The organism is Massilia timonae (assembly GCF_001866515.1).
Classification (GTDB): Bacteria; Pseudomonadota; Gammaproteobacteria; order Burkholderiales; family Burkholderiaceae_D; genus Telluria; species Telluria timonae.
In genome coordinates this window covers 4,065,658-4,088,792 of record NZ_JRYB01000001.1, presented here as the reverse complement: position 1 = coordinate 4,088,792, position 23,135 = coordinate 4,065,658, and the positions used below count along the sequence as shown (strand labels likewise).

Below are 23,135 nucleotides of genomic sequence, written 5' to 3'. Positions count from 1 at the left end.
CGTTATGGTCGCGCCGGCGAATTATGCGGCATTTCGGCGTTCTTCAACGAAACTTTGGCGCGGAAGGTGCGCCAGCGCACTGTCTTCCCCAGTAGGACTGGGCTGACACGACATCATGCTTGGAGCCTACATGGGGGCGGATACTCGTCTTATGTGCGGCAACAGACCGTAGCCTTAAAGTACACCCATCGCGATGAGGTAAGAAAGACAAGCCTCCTGACATCGCCCCCGACGCACGATAGACATAAGAGGACATAAGATGAACAACACTCAGTTTGGTGGTCTCACCCAAAAAGCCAAGAACCAGATCCCTGCCACGAGTGAGGCAATGAAGTCCGCGTCGAAACCGGTCGTGAGCTACAGCGGCACCCAGCAGAACGAACTGCTGGCCGCCCTGCCCCGTACCGACCTGGAAGAGATGTTCGACCATCTCGAACTGGTCCCGATGCCGTTCGGTAAAGAGTTGTTCGAGTATGGCAGCAAACTGGAATACGTGTATTTCCCGACCACCGCAATCGTGTCGCTGCTGTACGTGATGGAAGACGGCGCCACCACCGAGATCGCCGTGGTCGGCCACGAAGGCGCGGTCGGCGTGTCGCTGTTCATGGGCGAACGCGCCACCTGCAGCGCCGTGGTCCAGAGCGCCGGCTACGGCTACCGCCTCAAGACCCAATACCTGCGCGACGCCTTCAACCGCGGCGGCGCCCTGCCCCAGCTCCTGATGCGCTACACCAATGCGCTGTTCGCTCAGATGGCCCAGAACGCCGTCGGCGGCCGTCACAGCTCGATCGAGCAGAAGCTGTGCCGCTGGCTGCTCGACCGCCTGGACCGCTCGGCGAGCAACGAGCTGAAAGTGACGCAAGAACTGATCTCGATCATGCTGGGCGTGCGCCGCGAAAGCATCACCGCCGCCGCCGGCAAGCTGCAGGACGAAGGCCTGATCCAGTACCGCCGCGGCAACATCACCGTGCTGGACCGCGCCGGCCTGGAAGAATATGCGGGCGAATGCTACAAGGTCGCGAAATCGGAATACGACCGCCTGCTCATGGATGTGGCGCGTTGAGATGACGTGACACCGGATTCGCCTCCGCCCCGTCCGGGGCCGGCGGATCCAGCAAGACCGCTTCGGCCTGTACGTACGACAAGGCGACCGCAGCGGCAGTCATCCCCCCTGCAGCACCCGCCTCCTCATTGCCCCCCGGGGCCGCCGCCGGAATCATGGCGCGCACGCAAGTTCCCACCCCATTCACACCACGCTCCACCACCAGCGTACCGCCCAGCAGCAAGGCGCGTTCGCGCATGCCGAGCAAGCCATGCGATTTCGACCTGGCCATGGCGTCAAGCGGAATGCCGATGCCGTCGTCGGTGATCTCGAGGCCCCAGCCGTCGGGCTCGCGCGTCAGGTTGACGATGACGTTGCTCGCCTTGGCGTACTTGGCAATATTGTTCAACGCCTCTTGCGTGATACGGAACAGTGCGATCGCCTGCATCGGGCCGGCGGCGTCGGCCTCGGCATCGATCAGGGCATCGCAATCGAGCGACGTGACGCGTGCGTAATCGGCGCAATAGCTTTGCAGCGCGGCCGACAGCCCCATATTGTCGAGCAGGCTCGGCCGTAAATTCTCGATGATGCGGCGCTTCAGCTGCACGGTGTCGACCAGGGTGCGCTTGGCGCGTGCCAGCTTCGACGCCAGTTCCGGATGGCTGGCGCGCAGGTGTTCGCCGACCGTGGACAGGTCCATGCCGATCGCCGTCAGGTTGGCCCCCATCTCGTCGTGCAGTTCGCGCGCCAGGCGCGATTTTTCTTCTTCCGACACCTTGATCAGGTGGCGCGACAGCACCGACAACTGGGCGGTGCGCTCGGCCACGACTTCTTCCAGGCCATCATTCGACCGTTGCAGGGCGCGCTCGGCCAACAGGCGCAAGCGGAAGGCGCGCTTGATCATCTTGTAGAACAGCAGCAGCACGAAGATGGCGGCGGCATTGATGCCAACGCCAAATACCACGGCGTGGCGGTATTGCTGGTAGAACTCGGCGGTGCGGGTGGCGAGCAGTTCGTTCTGCTCGCGCGTCATGATCACGACCTGCAGCCGGATCTCGTCCATCTGCGCCCGGTCGTCGGGCGAGGCGGCGATCGCCACGATATCGTTCAGCCCGCCTTCGCGGTAGACCTCAAGCGACTGCCGAAGCAGACCAAATTTCTTGTCGACCAGCGTGCGCAGCTGCTGCAAGTTCTTTGCCTGGGAAGGATTGTCGCGCAGCAGATCGCCCAGCGACCCCATCTGCTTGTCGACCTGCTGCGAGGCGCTGCGCAGCGGGCCGAGGTACACCTCGTCGCCCGACAGGAAGTAGCCGCGCAGGCTGCTTTCCGCGTCGGTGATGATCAGGTTCAGGTATTGCAGCTCGTCCGACACCTGGGCCGTCTGCGCTTGCAGCGCGTTGGCCGCCCGCAAATCGTCGAGGTTACGCGTCAGGAACACACCATTGACGACCAGCAGCACCACGCACATCAGGCACAGCAGGGTCTTGTGAAGGGGGAGACTACGGATGGCTTTCTCGTCCGCAGCGGTAGTAAAGTACATCCAGGCTTCCTTTCGCGCAAGGAATGTGGCCCTTCATTATAGGCGTATGGACGCAATGTTGCACTGCGATATTCTCTGCCGTAACCTTTTGTTGCATTTGCGCTTGAGGATGTGACACACCTGTCCGGACGTGAGAACGCGCCCTGGTGGGCGCGTTGTCGGATGAATCTGTCTAAAAAATCAGCAGAGGATTAATCGAGCAGATTGTTCTTCATGGCGTAATAGGTCAGGTCGGAATTCGACTGCAGGCCCATTTTTTCCATGATGCGGGTACGGTAGGTGGACACCGTCTTGATCGACAGCGACAGCGCGTTGCCAATGTCGGACACGGTCGCGCCCTTCGCCAGGCGCAGGAAGACCTGGAACTCGCGATCGGACAGCTCGGTGTGCAGCGCCGTATTGGGGTCGCGGTCGAAACTCTGGGCCAGCAGTTCGCCGACCGTGGACGACACATAGCGGCGGCCCTGATAGACGGTGCGCACGGCGGTCTTGAGTTCGTCGGCTTCGCACTCCTTGTTCAGATAGCCGTTGGCGCCCATCTTGAACAGGTTGAGCGCATACTGCTGCGCCGGGTAGCCGGACAGGATCAGCACCGGCAGATTGGGCTGGCCCTGGCGGATGGTGCGCAGGATGTCGATGCCGCTCTGGTCGGGCATCGCGATATCCAGCAGCAGCACGTCGCAGATCTCGCGGCGTGCGATATCGAGGGCCTCGCGGCCGGTGGCGCCTTCGGCGACGACTTCGAAATCGCCCGACGACGAGAAAATCTGCTTGAATCCTGCTCTAACTATCTGGTGATCGTCACAAATGGCAACGCGTATCATTGTCTTCCCTTAAATTTTCCTTGCGCAGGAAAGTGCCGGGTCTGAACCGCCCGGTTTACATGCGTTAGATTCAGCATATGCGCGGGTGACATTTTAACACTCAGAGGGCCGCGTTCAACAGGTGCACGAATGCTTGAGTATACATAAGCCGCGTGCGACCGACTTCTGACCAGCGCAACACCGGCAACTGAACCGGGGACGACCCGGCGGCGGGCGAACGCGAGATCCTGGGCGGCACATTGATCACGACTGGCCCTGCCGACGCCGGATGGAAAACCCAGGGCTTTACGCCGGCCGCGCGCCGTTTTTAAGCAAGTCGAGAATGTCCAGCAGATCGGCGCGCAGCTTGTCGCAGTCGATCGCTGGCGGGCTGTCGGGCAGGTCCAGCTCGAACTCGGCCGCCGCGCTGGCGCGACCGTCGAGGCGGTTACGTGCGCCGCTGATGGTAAAGCCCTGCTCGTACAGCAGCGCGCGGATGCGCCGGATCAGCAGGACTTCGTGGTGCTGATAGTATCGGCGGTTTCCTCGACGTTTGACCGGCTTAAGCTGAGTAAATTCCTGCTCCCAGTAGCGCAAAACGTGGGGTTTGACTCCGCACAAGTCACTGACTTCCCCAATCGTGAAATATCGCTTGGCCGGAATTGGCGGCAGCACGTTCGGTTCGATCTTGTTCGGTCGGTCATTCATTGCTTATCGGGTGTCCTCAGGCTGCACGCGCCAGGGAACCCGCGGGTGGACTACCTGGTGTGGTCTCTTCGACCATTCCCTTGAGTTTCTGGCTGGCGTGAAATGTTACGACGCGGCGCGCCGTGATGGGGATTTCTTCCCCCGTTTTCGGATTGCGGCCGGGCCGCTGCGGCTTGTCGCGCAACTGGAAATTGCCGAAGCCGGACAGCTTGACCGCTTCGCCGCGCTCGAGCGCATTGCGGATTTCGTCAAAAAAGGTTTCGACCATGTCCTTGGCTTCGCGCTTGTTCAGGCCAACCTGCTCGAACAGCAGCTCGGCCAGCTCGGCCTTGGTCAAGGTCGGCAATGACTGTTCAGCTTCCTTGCGTACCCGCGCCACGTGCATGGCGCGGTCCAGGTCGGCGGCCAGCGCCTCCTGGAAAACGGCGGAATCAAGGTCGTTGTTGTTAATTTTGAAGCCCTGCCTTCAAGTCGAACGATGTTTCGGATGACGGACAAGCCTGGCTTGCCCGTCATGGACTGTAGCTGCTATCGGATTTCTCTGCTTGTTTCGCTACTCATGCGCGCAGCCGCGCGTTCAGTTTCGTCGACGCCGATTCGGCGACCGCTGCCATGATGGCATCGACCGCTTCGTCCTGCAGCGTCGATTGAGTATCTTGCAAGCTAAAGCGGAAAGCAAGACTTTTTTCATCCGTCTCCAGGCCCTTGCCGCGATATTCATCAAACAAAACAACGGCTTGCACGATCTTGCCTGCAGGATTGGCGGCAATCTCGGCATTGAACGCATCGATCACGCGCTGGGCCGGAACGTCTTGCTTGACCACCAGCGCCAGGTCGCGCGTGGCGCCCGGGAACTTCGAGATCTCGGTGTAACGCGGGACCACGCGCTCGCACAGGGCGGCCGCATCGACCTCGAACAGTACCGGCGCTTGCGGCAGGTCATATTTCTGCAGCCAGCGCGGATGCAGCTCGCCGACCAGGCCGATCTGCTTGCCGTCCAGCTCGACCGTTGCGCAGCGGCCCGGGTGCAGCGCCGGGTGCTCGGCCTTGGCGAAACGCAGCTGGCGCGGAGCGAACAGCGCTTCCAGGTCGGCCTTGACGTCGAAGAAATCGACGGCGCGGGTCGGCATGCCCCACTGCTCGTCCGCGGCGGGACCGTAGGCGATCGCGGCCACGTGCTTGGGCTGATCAAAGCCGGCCACCGCCAGCGGACCATCCTGGACCTCGCCATTGCGCTTGAACACGGCGCCGACTTCGAAGGCGCGCACGCGGCCCGCCTTGCGGTTGATGTTGTAGCGCACATTGGCGACCAGGCTGCCGATCAGGCTCGAACGCATCACGGAGAGCTGGCTGGCGATCGGGTTCTGCAGGCGGATCGGCTCGGGATTGCCGGCGAAATCGGCCTCCCAGGCGCTCTCGACGAAGCTCATATTGACCACTTCCTGGTAACCCAGGTCGGCCAGCTGGTGGCGGATCGCGAACAGCGAACGGGTGTTTTCCGGTGCGATCAGCATGGCGCTCGGCGCCACCGGCGGATTGGCCGGAATGTTCTCGAAGCCATACACGCGCGCCACTTCCTCGATCAGGTCTTCCTCGATCTCGATGTCGAAGCGGTACGACGGCGCCGTCACCAGGAACGTGCCCTCGCCGCGCGTGAACTCCAGCCCCAGGCGGGTGAAGATGTCGGCGATCAGCTCGTCGCTCAGGGGCACGCCGATGACTTTCTGCGCGCGCGCGGTGCGCAGCAGCACCGGCTGGCGCTGCGGCAGATTCACGATCTGGTCGTCGACCGGGCCGACTTTGGTCTCGCCGGTGCCGCAGATCTCGACGATCAGCGCGGTGATGCGCTCGATATGGTCGGGAATGGTCGCATAGTCGACGCCGCGCTCGAAGCGGTGCGCCGCATCGGTCGAGAAATTATAACGGCGGGCACGGCCCTGGATCGCGTTCGGCCACCAGAACGCCGCTTCCAGGTAGATGTCGGTCGTGTCCAGCGAGACGGCGGTGGAATCGCCGCCCATGATGCCGGCCAGCGATTCGATCTCCCTGTCGTCGGCGATCACGCCGACCCATTCGTCGAGCTCGACGGTATTGCCGTTCAGCAGCTTGAGCGACTCGCCCTTCTTGCCCCAGCGAACGTCGAGCGAACCGTGGATCTTGGCCAGGTCGAACACGTGCGACGGACGGCCGACTTCCAGCATCACATAGTTGGAGATGTCGACCAGGGCCGACACCGAGCGCTGGCCGCTGCGTTCCAGGCGGCGCTTCATCCATTCCGGGGTGGCCGCGCGCGCGTTCAGGCCGCGGATCACGCGGCCGGCGAAACGGCCGCACAGGTCTGGCGCCGACACCTTGACCGGCAGGATTTCGTCGCTGCTCACCGGCACGGCGCGCGTCGGCGCCAGGCTCAGGGGCGAGCCGGTCAGGGCCGACACTTCGCGCGCCACGCCCAGCACCGACAGGCAGTCGGCCTTGTTCGGGGTCAGCTTGATGGTGAACTTCAGGTCGTTCAGGCCCAGGTAGTCGCGGATGTTCTGGCCGACCGGGGCGTCTTCCGGCAGTTCCATCAGGCCATTGCTCTCTTCCGAGATGCCCAGCTCCTTGCTTGAACACATCATGCCTTGCGACTCGACGCCGCGCAGCTTGCCGGTCTTGATCTCGAACGGCTTGCCGTCGGCGCCCGGCGGCAGCAGCGCGCCGGACTTGGCGCAAATCGCCTTCATGCCGGCGCGCACGTTCGGCGCGCCGCACACGATATTCAGCAACGTGCCCGTGCCGGCATCGACCTGGCACACGTTCAGGCGGTCGGCGTTCGGGTGCTTCACCACTTCCTTGACTTCGGCCACCACCACGTTCGAGAACGGCGGCGCGACCGCCTCGACCTCTTCCACTTCGAGGCCGGACATGGTCAGCAGATGGGACAGCTCATCCGAACTCATCTTCGGATCGACGATGGAACGGAGCCAGTTTTCCGAGAATTGCATATTCTTTTTACCTCAGCTTCGCAAATTAATTGAACTGCTTCAGGAAACGCAGGTCGCCTTCATAGAACAGGCGCAGGTCGTTGATTCCATAACGCAGCATCGTCAGGCGCTCGAGGCCGGAGCCGAACGCGAAGCCGATGAATTTTTCCGGATCCAGTCCGAAGTTGCGCACGACGGTCGGGTGCACCTGGCCGGCGCCCGACACTTCCAGCCAGCGGCCCTTGAGCGGACCGGAACCGAAGGCGATGTCGATCTCGGCCGACGGTTCGGTAAACGGGAAGTACGACGGACGGAAGCGCACCTGCAGGTCGTCGGTCTCGAAGAACGCCTTGACGAAGTTCAGGTACACGCCCTTGAGGTCGGCAAAACTGATGTCCTCGCCGATCCACAGGCCTTCGACCTGGTGGAACATCGGCGAGTGGGTGGCGTCGCTGTCGACGCGGTAGGTGCGGCCCGGCGCGATCACCTTGATCGGCGGCGTATGGGTGCGCGCGTAGCGCACCTGCATCGGGCTGGTGTGGGTGCGCAGCAGCAGCGGCTTGCCCGTGCTGTCGTCGCCCTCGATATAGAAGGTGTCCTGCATCGAACGGGCCGGATGGTTCTCGGGGCTGTTCAGTGCGGTGAAGTTGGTCCAGTCGGTCTCGATCTCGGGACCGTCGGCGACGTCGAAGCCGATCGAGCGGAAGATCTGCTCCACACGCTCCCAGGTGCGCATCACCGGGTGGATGCCGCCCTTCGAGCGGCCGCGGCCCGGCAGGGTGACGTCGATGCTCTCGGCGGACAGGCGCAGCATCAGCTGCGCTTCGGCGAGCGCCTCGCGGCGCGCGGTCAAGGCCTGTTCGATTTGTTCTTTGGCGGCATTGATCAGGGCGCCCTGCGCCTTGCGCTGTTCAGGGTCGAGCTTGCCGAGGCCCTTCATGAGGTCGGTCACCTGGCCGGTCTTGCCCAGGTACTTGGCTTTCGCATTTTCGAGCGCGGCGGCATCCAGGCTGGCCGCGAAGTCGGACCTAGCCGCGACGACGAGTTCTTCCAGGTTCATGCTTGTTCTTTTCCTGTTTTTCGTTGGCGGGAGACGCCAGAATCAAAAACGGGGCACAGGTGTGACCCTTGCCCCGCTTCTAGTGCGCCGCGCTATTGCTAACGCGGCACTGACTTGCTAGCAGACTGCTTGAATTAAGCGGCCAGCTTGGCCTTGACGGCGCTGACGATCGCGGCGAATGCCGGCTTGTCATGCACAGCCATGTCGGCCAGGACTTTACGGTCCAGTTCAATCGCGGACTTCTTCAGGCCGTTCATGAAGGCGCTGTAGGTCATGCCGTGCGAACGCGAAGCCGCGTTGATACGGGTGATCCACAGTGCGCGGAAGACGCGCTTCTTGTTGCGGCGATCGCGGTAGGCATACTGGCCAGCGCGCATGACTGCTTGCTTGGCAATACGGTATACCTTGCTGCGGCGGCCACGGTAGCCTTTGGCAAGTTCAAGAACTTTCTTGTGACGGGCACGTGCAGTAACCCCACGTTTTACTCGAGGCATATTCGCTCCTTAGTGTGAGATTAAACAGCAGATGGCATCATGCGGTAGACGCTGGTCACGTCCGACGCATTGATGTTACGGGTGCCGCGCAGCTGGCGCTTGTTCTTGGTGGTCTTCTTGGTCAGGATGTGACGCTTGAAGGCCATGCCCGACTTGACGGTACCGCCCGGACGCACGCGAAAACGTTTCTTCGCGGAGCTCTTGGTTTTCATTTTTGGCATAGTCATCTGCCCTTGCGGACAGCCTCATATGGGACAGGATTGCAGGTGGCAGCAACGCTGCTCTTGGATGCCTACTTTCACTTGTCTTGCAGCAGAAGCGAGTCTGCTACAACCTGTTTCTAAAAACAGGAATCGCAGATTGTAGCACAGGTTTCGGGGGAATAGCATGGCCCCCGGCAACTCATCCGGCAATCCGCACACCCGCCCGCGCGACACGGACGTGTGAAAGCCGGGCCGCGGCGCCGGCTTTCGCCTGCACCACGGACCCGGCCGTGTATCTACCTCGCGCGAAGAATTACTTCTTCTTTTTCGGCGCGACCACCATGATCATCTGGCGACCTTCGAGCTTCGGGAACTGCTCGACCTGGCCATACGGCTCCAGGTCGCCGCGCAGGCGCTCGAGCATGCGCAGGCCGATGTCCTGGTGCGCCATCTCGCGGCCACGGAAGCGCAAGGTGATCTTGGTCTTGTCGCCTTCTTCCAGGAACTTGATGAGGTTGCGCAGCTTGATGCTGTAGTCGCCTTCATCGGTGCCCGGACGGAACTTGATTTCCTTGACCTGGATGATCTTCTGCTTGAGCTTGGCTTCGTGGGCCTTCTTCTGCTCCGAATACTTGAACTTGCCGTAGTCCATCAGGCGGCAAACCGGAGGGACCGCATTTGGCGCGATCTCAACCAGGTCGACGTTCTTTTCTTCGGCCAGACGGAACGCTTCGGCCAGGGTCACGATGCCCAGCGGCTCGTTGTCCACACCGTTCAAACGCATTTCCGGATGGGTGATCTCGCCATTGATGCGATTCTGCTTGTCAGTAGCTATGTCTTTTCCTTTGAATGTATTGGTATTGGCCGGGATTATTTCGTCTTGGCGGCAACTTCGCCTACCAGACGCTCCACGAGCGCGTCGACGGACATCACGCCCAGATCGACATTGCCGCGGGCACGCACGGCCACAGTGTTCGCGTCCTTTTCCTTATCCCCGACAACGAGGATATACGGCAGTTTTTGGACGGAATGTTCACGTATTTTATAGGTGATCTTCTCGTTCCGCAAATCAGCGTGAACGCGCAGGCCCGCCTGGCGCAGCTTTTGCTCGACTTGCTTGACGTAGTCGGCCTGTGCGTCAGAGATATTGAGCACCGCTACTTGCACCGGCGCAAGCCACAGTGGCAGCGCGCCGGCATAGTTCTCGATCAGGATGCCGATGAAGCGCTCCATCGAGCCCACGATCGCGCGGTGCAGCATCACCGGCACCTTGCGGGTATTGTCTTCCGCGACATACTCGGAACCGAGGCGGCCCGGCATCGAGAAGTCGACCTGCATCGTGCCGACCTGCCATGGACGGCCGAGGCTATCCTTCAGGTGGTACTCGATCTTCGGGCCGTAGAAGGCGCCCTCGCCCGGCAGCTCGGTCCATTCCACGCCACAGGCGCGCAGCGCCGAACGCAGCGCCTCTTCGGCCTGGTCCCAGACTTCGTCGGAACCGATGCGGCCTTCCGGACGCAGCGCCAGCTTGACGTCGATGTTGGCGAAGCCGAAATCGTCGTACACCGCCATCGCCTGCGAGTGGAAGGCGGTCACTTCGGCTTCGATCTGCTCTTCGGTGCAGAAGATGTGGCCGTCGTCCTGGGTGAAGCCGCGCACGCGCATCAGGCCGTGCAGCGCGCCCGAGGATTCGTTGCGGTGGCATTGGCCGAATTCGCCGAAGCGCAGCGGCAGGTCGCGGTAGGAACGCAGGCCCGAGTTATAGATCTGCACGTGGCCCGGGCAGTTCATCGGCTTGAGGGCGTACGAGCGGTTTTCCGACTCGGTGGTGAACATATTGTCACGGTAGTTTTCCCAGTGACCGGTCTTTTCCCACAGGGTGCGGTCGAGGATCTGCGGCGCCTTGACTTCGCTGTAGCCGCTCACCTGGTACTTGTGGCGCATGTACTGCTCCACCTGTTGCCAGACGGTCCAGCCCTTCGGATGCCAGAACACCAGGCCTGGGGCCTCTTCCTGGAAGTGGAACAGGTCCAATGCCTTGCCGAGCTTGCGGTGGTCGCGCTTTTCCGCTTCTTCGAGCATGTGCAGGTATTGCTCCTGGTCTTCCTTCTTGGTCCAGGCGGTGCCGTACACGCGCTGCAGCATCTCGTTCTTCGAGTCGCCGCGCCAGTAGGCGCCGGCCAGCTTCATCAGCTTGAAGACCTTCAGCTTGCCGGTCGACGGCACGTGCGGGCCGCGGCACAGGTCGGTGAAGCCGCCTTCGCTGTACAGCGACACGTCTTCATTGGCGGGGATCGAGGCGATGATCTCGGCTTTATAGGCTTCGCCGATCGACTTGAAATAGGCCACGGCTTCGTCGCGCGGCAGCACCTTGCGGGTGACCGGCTCGTCCTTCTTTGCCAGCTCGACCATTTTCTTTTCGATGGCGGCCAGGTCGTCCGGGGTAAATGGACGCTTGTACGAGAAATCGTAGTAGAAGCCATTCTCGATGACCGGGCCGATGGTGACCTGGGCTTCCGGGAACAATTCCTTGACCGCATAGGCCAGCAAGTGGGCGGTCGAGTGACGGATCACGTCCAGGCCTTCCGGGTCGCGGTCGGTCACGATCGCCAGATCCGCGTCACTCTCGATCAAGTGCGAGGTATCGACCACCTTGCCGTTGACCTTGCCGGCCAGGGCGGCCTTGGCCAGGCTCGGGGCAATACTTTGTGCTACCTGGGCCACCGTCACGGGGCCGTCGAATTGACGGCTGGAGCCATCGGGAAGTCGAACGTTCAGCATGCTGTTCTCCAATTGGCGCACGCGCCGGTGAAAATAAACAAAAAGACAATGAAAATTTAAAAGACGAAAAAAAACGCGGCACTAGCCGCGTTTTTCCGTTGTGTTGAGCAAAAGCACACCCCTTCGCGTCTAGCGATTCCCCCACAACCAGGTTGTAGTTCGCGGTGTCATAACCGTCGGTGCCTTTCTCGCTCTTACTCAATGTGTCTGGTGGGCGGTGCAGAATTCGAATCTGCGACCCCTTGGATGTCGACCAAGTATTCTAACCAGCTGAACTAACCGCCCGATGCCGCCATTATAAGGACCGCATGGCGGAACCGCAACCCTCGCACGGAAATAGTTGCCGCAGGGCCCGCCCCTGCCCTCTGGCGTATGCTTTACACTGGCGGTCAGCCACCATATTTACTTCGCAAGCGATGACCTACAAGCCGCTCGACCCTTCGCACCTGCACGCCCACCTGGACGGCGACGCCCGCCATTCGCACTCGATCGAGGCGCGCAGCCAGAAGGCGCTGGCGGTGGCGCTCGGCCTGACCCTGCTGTTCGCCGTGGTCGAAGTGATCACCGGCTTCCTGTCCAACTCGCTAGCCCTGATCTCCGACGCCGGCCACATGGTGACCGACGCCGCCGCCCTCGGCCTGGCCCTGCTGGCCCAGCTGATCGCCAAGCGTCCGCCGTCGGCCCGCCACTCCTTCGGCTTCGTGCGCGCCGAGGCGCTGGCCGCCTTCGTCAACTGCCTGGCGATGCTGGGCCTGGTGGCCTGGATCGGTTACGAGGCGGTGCAGCGCCTGATCCATCCCGAGCATGTGCAAGGCGGCATCGTGCTGGTGGTCGCGGCCCTGGGCGCGTCGATCAACCTGCTGGTGGCATGGATTCTTTCGCGCAATAACGACAGCATCAATACCCGCGCCGCCCTGGTCAATGTCATGGGCGACCTGCTCGGCTCGCTGGCCGCGATCGCCTCCGGGGCCATCATCTACATCACCGGCTGGGTGCAGGCCGACCCGATCCTGTCGATCTTCGTCGCCCTCCTGATCCTGCGCTCGACCAGCGGCATCCTGCGCGAGTCGTACCACTTCCTGATGGAAGGCGTGCCGCACGCGATCGACTACGTGCAGGTCGGCGCCGACATGGCCGCCGTCGACGGCGTGCTGGCCGTGCACGATATGCATGTGTGGGACATGTCGCCAGGCCACCCCGCCCTGATCGGCCACATCGAGATCCGCAGCCTGGAAGAATGGCCGCCGGTGCTCGAAGCGGTGCGCGCCATGTTGCGCGAACGGCACGGTATCGATCATGTGACCCTGCAGCCCGAGGCCGCGGGCGGCAAATCGCTCTGAGGTGCGCCTGTAAGCCGATGCCGACCCGGCGTTCAGGCGCGCGCCGATACCCTGCCGGCGAGCGGCTCGGGATAATCGGCCGCATGGAACTGAAAACCAATGTATTCGATACGCTCATCGTCGGCGGCGGGCCCGGCGGCCTGACCGCCGCCATCTACCTGCACCGCTTCACCCGCAACGTCGCCCTGGTCGACAAGGGCAACAGCCGGCTGGGCTGGATTCCCGTCTCGCACAACTATCCGGGCTTTCCCGACGGAATCAACGGCAAGCGGTTGCTGGACCAGCTCCGTTGCCAGCTCGGCAATTACGGCGGCCATGTGATTCCGGGCGAAATCACGAACCTGCGCATCGAGGATGGCCTGTTCGAGGCCGACTGCTGCAGTCCCGAGGGAGATGTGACGACCCTGCGCGCCCATACGGTGCTGCTGGCCACCGGCGTGGCCGACGCCGGCATGCCGGTCGAGCGCTGGGAAGAAGCGGTGGCCGCCGGCGCCGTGCGCCTGTGCCCGGTGTGCGACGGCTTCGACGTGATCGACAAGCGCATCGCGGTGGCCACCTCCGAGGTCAATCCGGTCGGCCATGCGCTGTTCATGCGCAGCTTCAGCACCGAGGTGCTGCTGTTCGAGCGGACCGAGGAATCGGCGGTCGACGCCGACGAAAAACGCCAGCTGGAAGCGGCGAACGTGCGGCACATCACCTCGCCGCTGGCCGGCGTGACCCTGACCGACGAGCTGCGGCCGGTGCTGCACACGCGCGACGGCCAGGACTATGCGTGCGATGTGTTCTATCCGATGCTGGGCGAGAGCGCACGGTCTGGCCTGGCGGCGGCGCTGGGCGCGGAAACGGTCGAATGCGACAAGCTGGTGGTGGACGACCATTGCCGCACCTCGGTGCCGGGCCTGTTCGCCATCGGCGACGTCACGCGCGGACTGAACCAGATCGCGGTGGCCGCGGGCCAGGCTGCGATTGCAGCCACGACCATCCACAATACACTGCCGTGGGCCTTGCGCTCCCGCGCCTGACCCGGGGTCGACGAACTCGGGCTGGCCAGACTGATCGCTCAGGCTGTCGGATTGTCGTCAGCACCCATGCGGACCCGCGCCTGCTCCCAGTCCATGGCCCGCCACAGGTCCATCAAACCGCGCGCGCTTACTTTCGGAAGCGCCGACTCGGGTATGTTCGACGCCAACACACCGGGCCGCGCCTCGAAATCACTGTACCGCACCTCACCCGGGACCGCCTTCAGGATGTCGGCAATACGGGCATCGGCCAGGGACTGGCCCGCGCCATCCTCGGTCAGTGTCGCACCGTATGCATCTCTTTCCAGCGAGGTGACGCCGAATTCGTATACCGTCGCCACCACCTTGCCATTCATGGAGACCTGGGCATAGATCTGATCGGGATTTTCAAAAGCATATTTCTTGCTGGCAGCCAGCCGTGCGTCGACCTGCTCGTCGTGCAACTTCAGCTCTGCGACATGTTCGGCGGCCATGGCGTATGCATACATCGGCTTGCTCTTGGCCAGTTCGTTGAAGGAAGTTGCCGCGCCTTGTATGCGGTAGGGATTGGCGGAATCGATGCGGGACATGGTGATCTGCTCCGTTGGTAAGGTTGAGTACCGTAAACGTCATCCTTGGGAAAGATGCCGGATACAGGCCAGCGCGCACTGCTGCGCCCCACCCAGCAATCTATTGCCAGCTTACAACTGATGACTGAAGATCAAATGGTCGATCAACCATGGTTTTCGCCCTCATCAAGACGCCTGCGCCACTGTTTCAGCGCCGCCAAGCCGGATCTCGCCGATCATTTCACCCAATTCGTCGACGCCCACTTCGACGAAGCCGCACGATCGATACAGCGCACGCGCGGCGACATTCTCGGGCTTGTAGCAGATCGTGATGCGCTGCGCATCCGGCTGCGCGCGCAGCTCTGCCAGCAGCAATTGCAGCGCGCGGCGCCCGATCCCGCGGCCCTGCCGCGGATGGTCCACCATGAAGCGGTAGATGCCGTAGTGCCCCGCCTCGTCGCGCGAGGCGACGTCGTAGAGCAGGAAGCCGGCCGGTGCGCCGTCGTGGTAGATGGCGCGCATGCGCCAGTCCGGATAAAAGCTCGCCTGCGCGATCGAATACGCGTTGTTGGCGAGCCAGCGATCCTGTTCCGGCGGCAGCTGCATCTCGAGCAGCGTCTCGACATTATCGACGGTGACCGGCCACAGCGAAACGTTCAAGGCGGTGCTCAAGCGTCTCGTTCCCTCATTGTCCGGACACGAGCGCCATCCGGCGCCGGATCTGCTCCGCCGCCGTGGTATCGCCGGACGCCTTGGCACGCTGCTCCTGCACCCCGAGCCAGGTCAGCAAGGGCCGCCGCCAGCCCTGGTTCGACGCCGTGTCGACCGCGAGCGCGATGCCCTGCGGCGTCATGCGCCCGGCCTTGAACAGCGCCCCGGCCGCGACCAGGCGCGACAACGGGTCTTCGATCTTCTCCAGCGCCCCGCCGCCGACCACGGCGCGATGCTGCTCGGGCAGCAGCGCCACGTCCAGGCCCTCCCACTGCCCGGCCAGGTAGGCGGCATAGGCGCGCTGTGCCGGCGTGGCGTCGGCGGCCAGCGCCGCATGGCCCGGGCACTCCTCGAACACCAGGCTGGCCGCCTGCGCCGCGCAGCGCACCAGCTCCACCTGGACCACGCGGTCTAGCCGGCCGGTGGCCGCCGTCTCGCGCCGCGCCTCGCGGAATTCGGCCTCGGAAGCCGCCGTGTGCCCCTTCAGGTAGTCGTCGACCGAAGCGTCCAGGGCGCTCTTGGCATTGGCCTGCCAGTCCGGAGGCAACGGCTTGCTGGCGCAGCCGGCCAGCACGGCCGCGATGAGTAGGTATGCGATCTTCATGGAAGCTTGATCTCCTGGCTGCTGCGCGCGAACGGCCATTTGCGGTTGATTTCCTCGACCAGGCGGTTCACCTTGCGCAGGCTGGCGTCGACTTCGCCGCGCAGCGCGCCCAGGTCTTCGGTGGCCGCGCGCGTGTTGGCGCCGACCGCCTGGGCCTCGACCAGCACCGCGTCGACCTTCTTCAGCGTGGCGCTGGCGTCCTGCAGCACCACGTCCAGCTGGCGGATCGCGGCTTGCGTGTCGTCCATCACGCCGGCCTTGCCGAACACGCGCTGGTCGGCCTTGGCCAGGATGGCGTTGACCCGGTCCAGCGCCTCCATGAGCTTCTTCGCCTCTTCGTCGCCGCCCAGCGCGCCGCCCAGCACCCCGTAGCGGCCCGACATGCGGCCCGTCACCGCCGACAGGTTGGCCAGGCTGGCGTTGACGTCCGAGCCGGAGGCGGTCATGGTTTCCAGGTTTTCCAGCAGCGCCCTGGCGGTGGCGACGATGCGCGGGATCTCGGCGGTGGCGTCGCCGCGCAGCACGGTGCGGGTGGAGTTCGGCGGCAGCGGCGCGTCGGTCAGCACCCCGGTATAGGCGCGCAGGCGGGTCTCGCCGACGATGCTCGACTCGAGCGTGAACACGCTCGAGGCGCGCAGCCACTTGGCATCCTTGCTCTGGACGTCGACCGTGATCTGCACCTTGCCGTCGTCGCCCAGGTCGACCTGGCGCACGCGCCCGATCGGAAAGCCCGCGAACGTCATGTCCATGCCGGGGATGACGCCGGACGAATCCTCGGCCACCAGGGTCAGGCGCTGGGTCGGCTCGAACACGCCGCGCGCGTACATCACGTACAGCACGAAGGCCGCGATCAGGAGGCCCAGCAGCACCAGCAGGATCACCGCCTTGGCTTCGACGTTCTTCGGTTCGTCGGGGATGGATGGATCAGGAGTCAGGTCCGGCATGAAGTTCTCGTTCCAGGATTCAGATGTATTTCAGGGCCAGCGAGCCGGCCTCGATCACGATCAGCACGAACAGCAGGCGCAGCGCGCCGGGCTGCACGGTGGTCGCCAGGGCGCGCGGATAGCGCTGCAGCTCGAGCACGGCGGCGGTCGGGATCAGGGCCACGGCCAGGCCGAACAGCACCGTCTTGAGCACGAAGCCGGCCGTCACCACCGGCGCGAACACGCGGCCCACGGTGCGGGTGTAGTCGGGAATGCCCCAGGGCGACAGGCCATACACGTTCAGGTAGGCCAGCAGCAGCACGATGATCGAGGTGACCATCGCCAGCGAGAGCACCGCCACCGCGTTGGCGATCAACTGGGGCACCAGGTCGCGCCGCACGCGGCGCAGGGCTTCGTCGCTGGCGGCGCGGATCGACAAACCGGAGCGCGCCAGGCCCAGGGCCGAGGCGTCGAAGGCCATGCTGGCGCGCAGCGCCACGAACAGCGCCGCCGACAGCGGGATCAGCTCCAGCACCAGCACCCGCACCACCATCTCGAGCGCGAGGCCGGACAGGCCGTAGCTCTTGGCCGTGACCAGCACGATGCGGATGATGACCAGGCTCACCAGACAGGAGGCCAGCGTGAACCAGGGCAGCACCTGCCAGGTGCTGGCGTGGATGTGGCGCGCGGTGGCGTGGAAGCTCGCGCGGCGCCAGGTGGAAGGCGAGAGCGCCGTGACGACGGCGATCGCGCCCAGGTGGATCATGTACCACCAGCTGCGCAGGTAGCGCGCCAGGTAGGCGGGCCACAGGGTCGGTTGGGCGATGGGCGGGATCGTTCGCGGCATGGGCTGAATGATACTTCGGATACAGGCAATTGCGCGGACCCGTGACAAATGATTACGTTCGCACGGACCGCGGCGGCAAGGCCGGCGCCCTGCTGCGCCCTACTGCGCCCTACTGCGCTCTACTGCCTCCTCGCCTCCATCACCCCCGACACCTCCATGATCGCCGCCAGCGCCTTCTGCGCCTGCGCCGTCGACCCGATCTCCGCCGTGAACACCATGCGCGCCTGGCCCTTGGCGCTCTGGGTGTTCACCCCAATCACATTGATCTTCTCGCGCGAGAACACCTCGGAGATGTCGCGCAGCAGCCCCTGGCGGTCTTGCGCCAGGATGAACAGGTCGACCGGATACACGGTCTCGAAGCCGGCCGTGCCCCACTCCACCTGGATCACGCGCTCGGGCGACTTGGCCTGCATCTCGGCGAAGTTCTTGCAGCTGAGGCGGTGGATCGAGACGCCCTTGCCGCGCGTGACGAAGCCGACGATCGGGTCCGGCGGCGCAGGTTTGCAGCACTTGGCCAGCATCGTCATCAGGCCCTCGGTGCCCACCACCAGCACGCCCGACTTGGCGCCCTGCTCCACGCTCGAGGCGCGGCTCTTGTTGACCACCGCCGCGTCTTCGAGCGGCGCCGGCTCGGCGTTCTCGTGCAGCGCGGCTTCCACGTGGCGCAGGCTGAACTTGTCCTTGCCGACCTCGATGAACAATTCGTCCACCTTGGCGAAGCCCAGCTTCTGCGCCAGCAGCTCGAGGTTGACCGCGGTCTTGCCCTCGCGCTGCAGGGATTTCTCGACCAGCGCCCGGCCATGGGCGAGCGTTTCGGCCATGTCCAGCGCATGGAACCAGGCGCGGATCTTGGAGCGGGTGCGACTCGAGACCGTGTACTCGGGACTGAGCCAGTCGCGCGACGGGCCCTGGCTGCCGGCGCCGCCCTTGGCGGTGATGATCTCGCAGGTCTGGCCGTTCTTGAGCGGGGTGTTGAGCGGCACCATCACGCCGTCGATCTTGGCGCCGCGGCAGCGGTGCCCGACCTCGCTGTGCAGGTGGTAGGCGAAGTCGATCGGCGTGGCGCCGACCGGCAGCTCCAGCACCCGCGCCTGCGGCGTGAGCACGAAGATGCGGTCGTCCAGGCTGGCCGCCTTGAGCTTCTCGACCCATTCCTTCTGCTGCTCTTCCTGGCCGGCCACGGCGTCGGCCACGTCGGTCTTCCAGGCCAGCAGCTGGCGCAGCCAGGCGATCTTCTCGTCGTACTGCTGGCTCTTGAAGTTGGACCCGCCCTCTTCCTTGTAGCGCCAGTGGGCGGCGATGCCGTACTCGGCGAAATTGTGCATCTCTTGCGTCCGGATCTGCACTTCCAGCGGCCGGCCGTCGTCGGCCGTCACCACCGTGTGCAGCGAGCGGTAGCCGTTCGGCTTGGGACGCGAGATGTAGTCGTCGAACTCCTTCGGCACCGGGGTCCAGATATTGTGGATCACGCCCAGCACCGTGTAGCAGGTCTTGATGTCCGCCACGATCACGCGGAAGGCGCGCACGTCATACAGCTCGGAGAAATCGAGCTCCTTGCCGCGCATCTTGCTCCAGATGCTATAGATGTGCTTCGGCCGCCCCGAGACGTCGGCCTTGATGCCGGCCGCCGCCAGCTCGCTTTGCAGGCGCGCGATCGACGAGGCCACGAAGCTCTCGCGCGACATGCGCTTTTCTTCGAGCATCTTGGCGATGCGCTTGTAGGTGTCCGGCTCGATGAAGCGGAACGCCAGGTCTTCCAGCTCCCACTTCAGTTGCCAGATGCCGAGCCGGTTGGCCAGCGGCGCATAGAAGTCCAGCACCTCGCGGCCATAGGCGCGCGTGACCTCGTCGAAGCGCTTGTGTTCGGCGAAGTGGCGCAAGGTGGCGGCGCACGAGGCCAGGCGCATCAGGACCACGCGCATGTCGGTGGCCATCGCCAGCAGCATCTTGCGCAGAGTTTCGTTGTGGGCCGCGGCCTGCTGGGCCGCGTTCTTGCCGCTGCCCACCGGCGCCTGGCCGACGGTCAGGTCGCGCAGGCGGATCAGCTGGTGCACGCCCTGCACCAGCGCCGCCACCTCGGGGCCGAAGCGCTCCTCGATGCGCCCGAAGGTGGACGGATCCATCAGCGCCAGCTCGAACAGCAGGCCCGCGATGCGGGTCTCGGCGTCGGTGTTCAGGTAGGCCAGGGTGCCGGCCGCGCCAAGCGAGAACTCGAAGGCGCCCTGGCCCGACGAGGCGACCCGCTCGCCATAGCTCGCGGCCGCGTAGTCGAGCGCCGCGTGCACGCGCGCGCAGTCCTCCTGCCCCAGTCCCTGGACCAGGCCGCTGTTGACGTCGCCCAACAGGGCGGTCGATACCATACGACGGTTCTGCCTTAGCGCAGGGCGGCGACGACGCAGACCTCGACCAGGCAGGCGGGGTTGGCGAGCCTGGCTTCGACGGTCGCGCGCGGCGGGGTATGGCCCTGCGCCACCCACTCGTCCCACACGCTGTTCATGCCGGGGAAGTTGTCCATGCTGGAGATAAAGATCTGGCAGGAGAGGATGCAGGTCTTGTCGCTGCCGGCCTCGCCCAGCAGGCGGTCGACATGGCCCAGCACCTCGCGCATCTGGCCCTCGATGCCCTGGCTGGTGTCTTCGGCGATCTGGCCGGCCAGGTAGACGGTTTCGTTGTGGATCGCCACTTCGGACAGGCGCTTGCCTACGTGCAGTCGTTTGATTTCCATGATCTCTTTCTTCTAGGTTTATGAGGAACCGTTCAGGTCCGGATTAATAATTCAGCCGATCAAAAATTCACGCGCGATCGCGATCTGGTCGTCGTGCACGAAGGTCGGCGCATGGCCCACCCCGGGAATCTCGACCAGGCGCGGACGCGGTCCGCGCTGCGTCATCTGCTGCGCGGTCGTGCGCGACAGCAGGTCGGACTGCTCGCCGCGCACCAGCAGGGTCGGGCAGCGGATCGCGTCCCAGGCCGCCCACAGCGCGGCCTCGTCCTGGGCGGCCCCTTCCAGGGTGATGGCCCGGAACGGCTGCGCCAGGTGCAAGTCGTAGTGGCGCTCCCACTGGCCGTCCTGCCCCTGGCGCAAGACATCGGCCGCCAGCTTGCGCCATTCGTCGTCGGTGTGCGGGCCGAACGACGCCGACACCGTTTTCACGAACTCGGCCCCGGCGGCGAAGCTCGGAAAGCGCAGGTCCTGGCCGATGTAGTCGCCGATGCGCCGCAAGGCGGCGCCATCGAGCACCGGACCGATATCGTTGAGCACGAACCTGCGTATCGGGCTGCCCTCGAGCGCGGCCAGCGCCATGCCGATCAGGCCGCCCATCGAGGTGCCGAACCAGGCCACGTCCTCGCTATCGGCCCCACCCCCGGCGCCGGCAGTGACGCGCGCGATCAGCGTCACCATGTCGGCCATGTATTGCGGCACCGTGTAATAGGCCGGATCGCGCAGGCGCTCCGAGCGCCCGCGCCCGACGATATCCGGGCATACCACGCGGTAGTCGTCGCACAGGGCGCGCGCCAGGTGGTCGAAATCGTCGCCCACGCGGGTCACGCCGTGCACGCAGACCAGCACCTTCGGATTGTCCGCGTCGCCCCATTCCTTGTAGGCGACGCGGTGCAGCCCGGCGGGCGAGCTGCACTGGACGCTTTTTAATCTGGGTTCAGACATCGTGACTCCGTCATGACAATATGTAGCCGCCGCTTCGCGGCGCTCTGCAAATCACCACCGCGATGGCGTTGCGATTAGAATTCTACCAATTCTGAGGAAGTTCCCCCGATCACCTTCATATAGAGGACACAATGAAATCCACCATGCTAAGTGGCAAAACGGCTCTCGTCACCGGTTCGACCTCGGGCATCGGGCTCGGGATCGCGCGCTCGCTGGCCGAACAGGGCGCCAACATCGTGTTCAACGGCTTCGGCGACGCCCAGCAGATCGAGAAGCTGTACACCGACATCGGCGCCGAGTTCGGGGTGCAGACCGCCTACCACAACGCAGACATGTCCAAGCCGGGAGAGATCGAGGCCATGATGGCGTACGCCACCGAGAAATTCGGCGGGGTCGACATCCTGGTCAACAATGCCGGCATCCAGCACGTGGCGGCGGTCGAGGACTTCCCCACCGAGAAATGGGACGCCATCATCGCCATCAACCTCAGCTCGGCCTTCCATACCACCCGCTTGGCCCTGCCCGCCATGAAGCGGAAAAACTGGGGGCGCATCATCAACCTGGCCTCGGTGCACGGCCTGGTCGGGTCGAGCCAGAAATCGGCCTACGTCGCCGCCAAGCACGGCCTGGTCGGCTTCACCAAGGTGACGGCGCTCGAGACGGCGCAGACCGGCGTGACCGCGAACGCGATCTGCCCCGGTTTCGTGCTGACCCCACTGGTGCAGAAGCAGGTCGACGACCGCGCCGCGCGCGAGGGCCTGGACAACGACGCCGCGCGCAAGGCCTTGCTGCTTGAGAAACAACCGTCGGGCGAATTCGTCACCCCGGAAGAACTGGGCGCGCTGGCCGTGTTCTTCTGCAGCCCGGCCGCCGACCAGGTGCGCGGCGTGGCGTGGAACATGGATGGGGGCTGGGCTGCGCAGTAAGCCCGACCTGGCCGGCGCCGCCCAGGGCGTGGATGCGCTCAGCCGCCTGCTGTCGCTGTTCACCCTGCGCACCTCGCTCGACATCCGCTGCGCGCTGGCCGCGCCCTGGGTGCTGGAGCAGCCCGCGGCCAGCGCCGGCGTCGCGCCCTACCACCTGATCGTCGAGGGCGAAGCCGCGGTCGACACGCCCGGCGGCGAACGGGTCAGGCTCGCCGCCGGCGACATCGTCGTCTTCCCGCAGGGCGGCGCGCACCGGCTGCATGCGGGGCCGCCGGAACAGGCGCGCGCCCTGGTGGACGTGCCGGGCCCGGCGCCACTGCGCTGGGTGTCGAATGACGGCGCCGGCGCGCCGACCGGCATCCTGTGCGGCCAGTTCGTGTTCGACGAAGGCGCGCGCCGTGTCCTGCAGCCGGCCCTGCCCGCCATGATCGTCGTTCACGCCTCTTCACGTCCCGACTTCGCCGGCCTGCTGGCGCTGGTGACGATGCTGCGCAGCGAAGCCGACAGCGCGCGGCCGGGCGCCGCGGCCGTGGTGGCGCAACTGTCCGGGGCGCTGTTCACGCTGCTGCTGCGCGCCTGGCTCGACGACAGCCCGACCACCCCCGGCCTGCTGGCGGTCCTGGCCGACCGCCGCCTCGGCCCCGCGCTGCGCCTGATGCTGGCGCAGCTGGAGCGCACATGGCTGGTGGAAGAACTGGCGGCGGCCTGCTTCATGTCGCGCGCCACCTTCGCGCGCCTGTTCCGCCAGCTGGCGGGCATGACGCCACTCGACGCCCTTGTGCAGTTGCGCATGATTCAGGCCGCCCAGTGGCTGACGCGCGACACACGGCCGATCGCGGCGATCGGCGAAGCGGTCGGTTACCAGTCCGAGGCCGCCTTCAACCGGGTCTTCAAGCGCAGCTACGGCGTGGGGCCGGGCGCCTGGCGGCGCGCGGCATTGGCCGCCTCGAGCTAGC

23 protein-coding genes and 1 tRNA gene are annotated in these 23,135 nt (G+C 64.6%); 5 read left to right on the top strand and 19 right to left on the bottom strand.

Translation table 11 applies throughout. The features are described from left to right. Positions 1-328 precede the first annotated feature (328 nt). Positions 329-1,063: a Crp/Fnr family transcriptional regulator gene (locus LO55_RS17495; protein WP_143054549.1), complete on the top strand. Its 735-nt coding sequence runs from the start codon at positions 329-331 to the stop codon at positions 1,061-1,063. Here LO55_RS17495 and LO55_RS17490 read toward each other — a convergent pair. The 11 genes from LO55_RS17490 to LO55_RS17440 all read right to left on the bottom strand — a co-directional run bounded on the left by LO55_RS17490 (position 1,044) and on the right by LO55_RS17440 (position 11,879). After that, a complete protein-coding gene (locus tag LO55_RS17490) occupies positions 1,044-2,582 on the bottom strand; it encodes a CHASE3 domain-containing protein (protein ID WP_071362438.1) in 1,539 nt (512 codons plus the stop codon). The genes LO55_RS17495 and LO55_RS17490 overlap by 20 nt on opposite strands. 191 nt (positions 2,583-2,773) lie before the next feature. After that, a complete protein-coding gene (locus tag LO55_RS17485; protein WP_005667428.1) occupies positions 2,774-3,406 on the bottom strand; it encodes a response regulator in 633 nt (210 codons plus the stop codon). Between the two features lie 285 nt (positions 3,407-3,691). After that, the gene (locus LO55_RS17480; protein ID WP_071362437.1) at positions 3,692-4,093 is read right to left on the bottom strand and encodes a MerR family transcriptional regulator; all 402 of its coding nucleotides are present in this window, start codon (positions 4,091-4,093) and stop codon (positions 3,692-3,694) included. 16 nt (positions 4,094-4,109) lie between these two features. Then, positions 4,110-4,478, bottom strand: coding sequence for an integration host factor subunit alpha (locus LO55_RS17475; protein ID WP_071362436.1), 369 nt, complete (start codon positions 4,476-4,478; stop codon positions 4,110-4,112). A gap of 172 nt (positions 4,479-4,650) precedes the next feature. Further along, entirely contained in the window at positions 4,651-7,077 is a 2,427-nt protein-coding gene (pheT, locus tag LO55_RS17470) for a phenylalanine--tRNA ligase subunit beta (RefSeq protein WP_071362435.1), read from the bottom strand. A gap of 25 nt (positions 7,078-7,102) precedes the next feature. Continuing rightward, positions 7,103-8,116 (bottom strand): phenylalanine--tRNA ligase subunit alpha, encoded by a 1,014-nt coding sequence (pheS, locus tag LO55_RS17465; protein ID WP_071362434.1) that lies wholly within the window; start codon positions 8,114-8,116, stop codon positions 7,103-7,105. Between the two features lie 134 nt (positions 8,117-8,250). Next, entirely contained in the window at positions 8,251-8,610 is a 360-nt protein-coding gene (gene rplT / locus LO55_RS17460; RefSeq protein ID WP_005667421.1) for a 50S ribosomal protein L20, read from the bottom strand. A gap of 20 nt (positions 8,611-8,630) precedes the next feature. Next, on the bottom strand, positions 8,631-8,831 hold the full coding sequence (rpmI, locus tag LO55_RS17455; protein WP_005667419.1) for a 50S ribosomal protein L35: 201 nt from the start codon (positions 8,829-8,831) through the stop codon (positions 8,631-8,633). 295 nt (positions 8,832-9,126) lie between these two features. Next, on the bottom strand, positions 9,127-9,684 hold the full coding sequence (infC, locus tag LO55_RS17450; RefSeq protein ID WP_267871919.1) for a translation initiation factor IF-3: 558 nt from the start codon (positions 9,682-9,684) through the stop codon (positions 9,127-9,129). Further along, positions 9,684-11,594 carry a threonine--tRNA ligase gene (thrS, locus tag LO55_RS17445; RefSeq protein ID WP_071362433.1) on the bottom strand — a complete coding sequence of 637 codons (1,911 nt, stop codon included), beginning with the start codon at positions 11,592-11,594 and terminating at the stop codon, positions 9,684-9,686. The genes infC and thrS overlap by 1 nt, the downstream gene beginning before the upstream one ends. Positions 11,595-11,802: 208 nt before the next feature. Then, positions 11,803-11,879 (bottom strand) — tRNA-Val (locus LO55_RS17440). 131 nt (positions 11,880-12,010) lie between these two features. Here LO55_RS17440 and LO55_RS17435 point away from each other — a divergent pair. Both LO55_RS17435 and LO55_RS17430 read left to right on the top strand, forming a co-directional pair. Continuing rightward, on the top strand, positions 12,011-12,934 hold the full coding sequence (locus tag LO55_RS17435) for a cation diffusion facilitator family transporter (protein WP_071362432.1): 924 nt from the start codon (positions 12,011-12,013) through the stop codon (positions 12,932-12,934). A gap of 83 nt (positions 12,935-13,017) precedes the next feature. Beyond that, the gene (locus tag LO55_RS17430) at positions 13,018-13,956 is read left to right on the top strand and encodes an NAD(P)/FAD-dependent oxidoreductase (protein WP_083415399.1); all 939 of its coding nucleotides are present in this window, start codon (positions 13,018-13,020) and stop codon (positions 13,954-13,956) included. Between the two features lie 38 nt (positions 13,957-13,994). Here the strand turns inward: LO55_RS17430 and LO55_RS17425 are convergent, their stop codons facing one another. From LO55_RS17425 to LO55_RS17390, 8 genes are all read right to left on the bottom strand, one after another. Then, positions 13,995-14,522, bottom strand: a complete 528-nt coding sequence (locus LO55_RS17425) for a hypothetical protein (protein ID WP_071362431.1) — start codon at positions 14,520-14,522, stop codon at positions 13,995-13,997. Positions 14,523-14,687: 165 nt separating this feature from the next. Beyond that, complete coding sequence (locus LO55_RS17420) at positions 14,688-15,173, bottom strand: GNAT family N-acetyltransferase (RefSeq protein ID WP_083415398.1); 486 nt, start codon at positions 15,171-15,173, stop codon at positions 14,688-14,690. 13 nt (positions 15,174-15,186) lie between these two features. Continuing rightward, entirely contained in the window at positions 15,187-15,816 is a 630-nt protein-coding gene (locus LO55_RS17415) for a hypothetical protein (protein ID WP_071362430.1), read from the bottom strand. After that, on the bottom strand, positions 15,813-16,760 hold the full coding sequence (locus LO55_RS17410) for an MlaD family protein (RefSeq protein WP_071362429.1): 948 nt from the start codon (positions 16,758-16,760) through the stop codon (positions 15,813-15,815). Before LO55_RS17410 ends, LO55_RS17415 begins: the two co-directional genes overlap by 4 nt. 19 nt (positions 16,761-16,779) lie before the next feature. Beyond that, positions 16,780-17,586: an MlaE family ABC transporter permease gene (locus tag LO55_RS17405; protein WP_071362428.1), complete on the bottom strand. Its 807-nt coding sequence runs from the start codon at positions 17,584-17,586 to the stop codon at positions 16,780-16,782. A gap of 119 nt (positions 17,587-17,705) precedes the next feature. After that, the gene (locus LO55_RS17400) at positions 17,706-19,946 is read right to left on the bottom strand and encodes a RelA/SpoT family protein (protein WP_071362427.1); all 2,241 of its coding nucleotides are present in this window, start codon (positions 19,944-19,946) and stop codon (positions 17,706-17,708) included. Positions 19,947-19,960: 14 nt separating this feature from the next. Further along, entirely contained in the window at positions 19,961-20,311 is a 351-nt protein-coding gene (locus tag LO55_RS17395; protein WP_005667398.1) for a RidA family protein, read from the bottom strand. Between the two features lie 51 nt (positions 20,312-20,362). Beyond that, positions 20,363-21,253 (bottom strand): alpha/beta fold hydrolase, encoded by an 891-nt coding sequence (locus tag LO55_RS17390; protein ID WP_071362426.1) that lies wholly within the window; start codon positions 21,251-21,253, stop codon positions 20,363-20,365. Positions 21,254-21,396: 143 nt separating this feature from the next. Here LO55_RS17390 and LO55_RS17385 point away from each other — a divergent pair, with 143 nt between their 5' ends. Then, positions 21,397-22,179 carry a 3-hydroxybutyrate dehydrogenase gene (locus tag LO55_RS17385; protein WP_229409797.1) on the top strand — a complete coding sequence of 261 codons (783 nt, stop codon included), beginning with the start codon at positions 21,397-21,399 and terminating at the stop codon, positions 22,177-22,179. Then, on the top strand, positions 22,157-23,134 hold the full coding sequence (locus LO55_RS17380; RefSeq protein ID WP_083415397.1) for an AraC family transcriptional regulator: 978 nt from the start codon (positions 22,157-22,159) through the stop codon (positions 23,132-23,134). The genes LO55_RS17385 and LO55_RS17380 overlap by 23 nt, the downstream gene beginning before the upstream one ends. The last annotated feature ends 1 nt before the right edge of the window (position 23,135 follow it).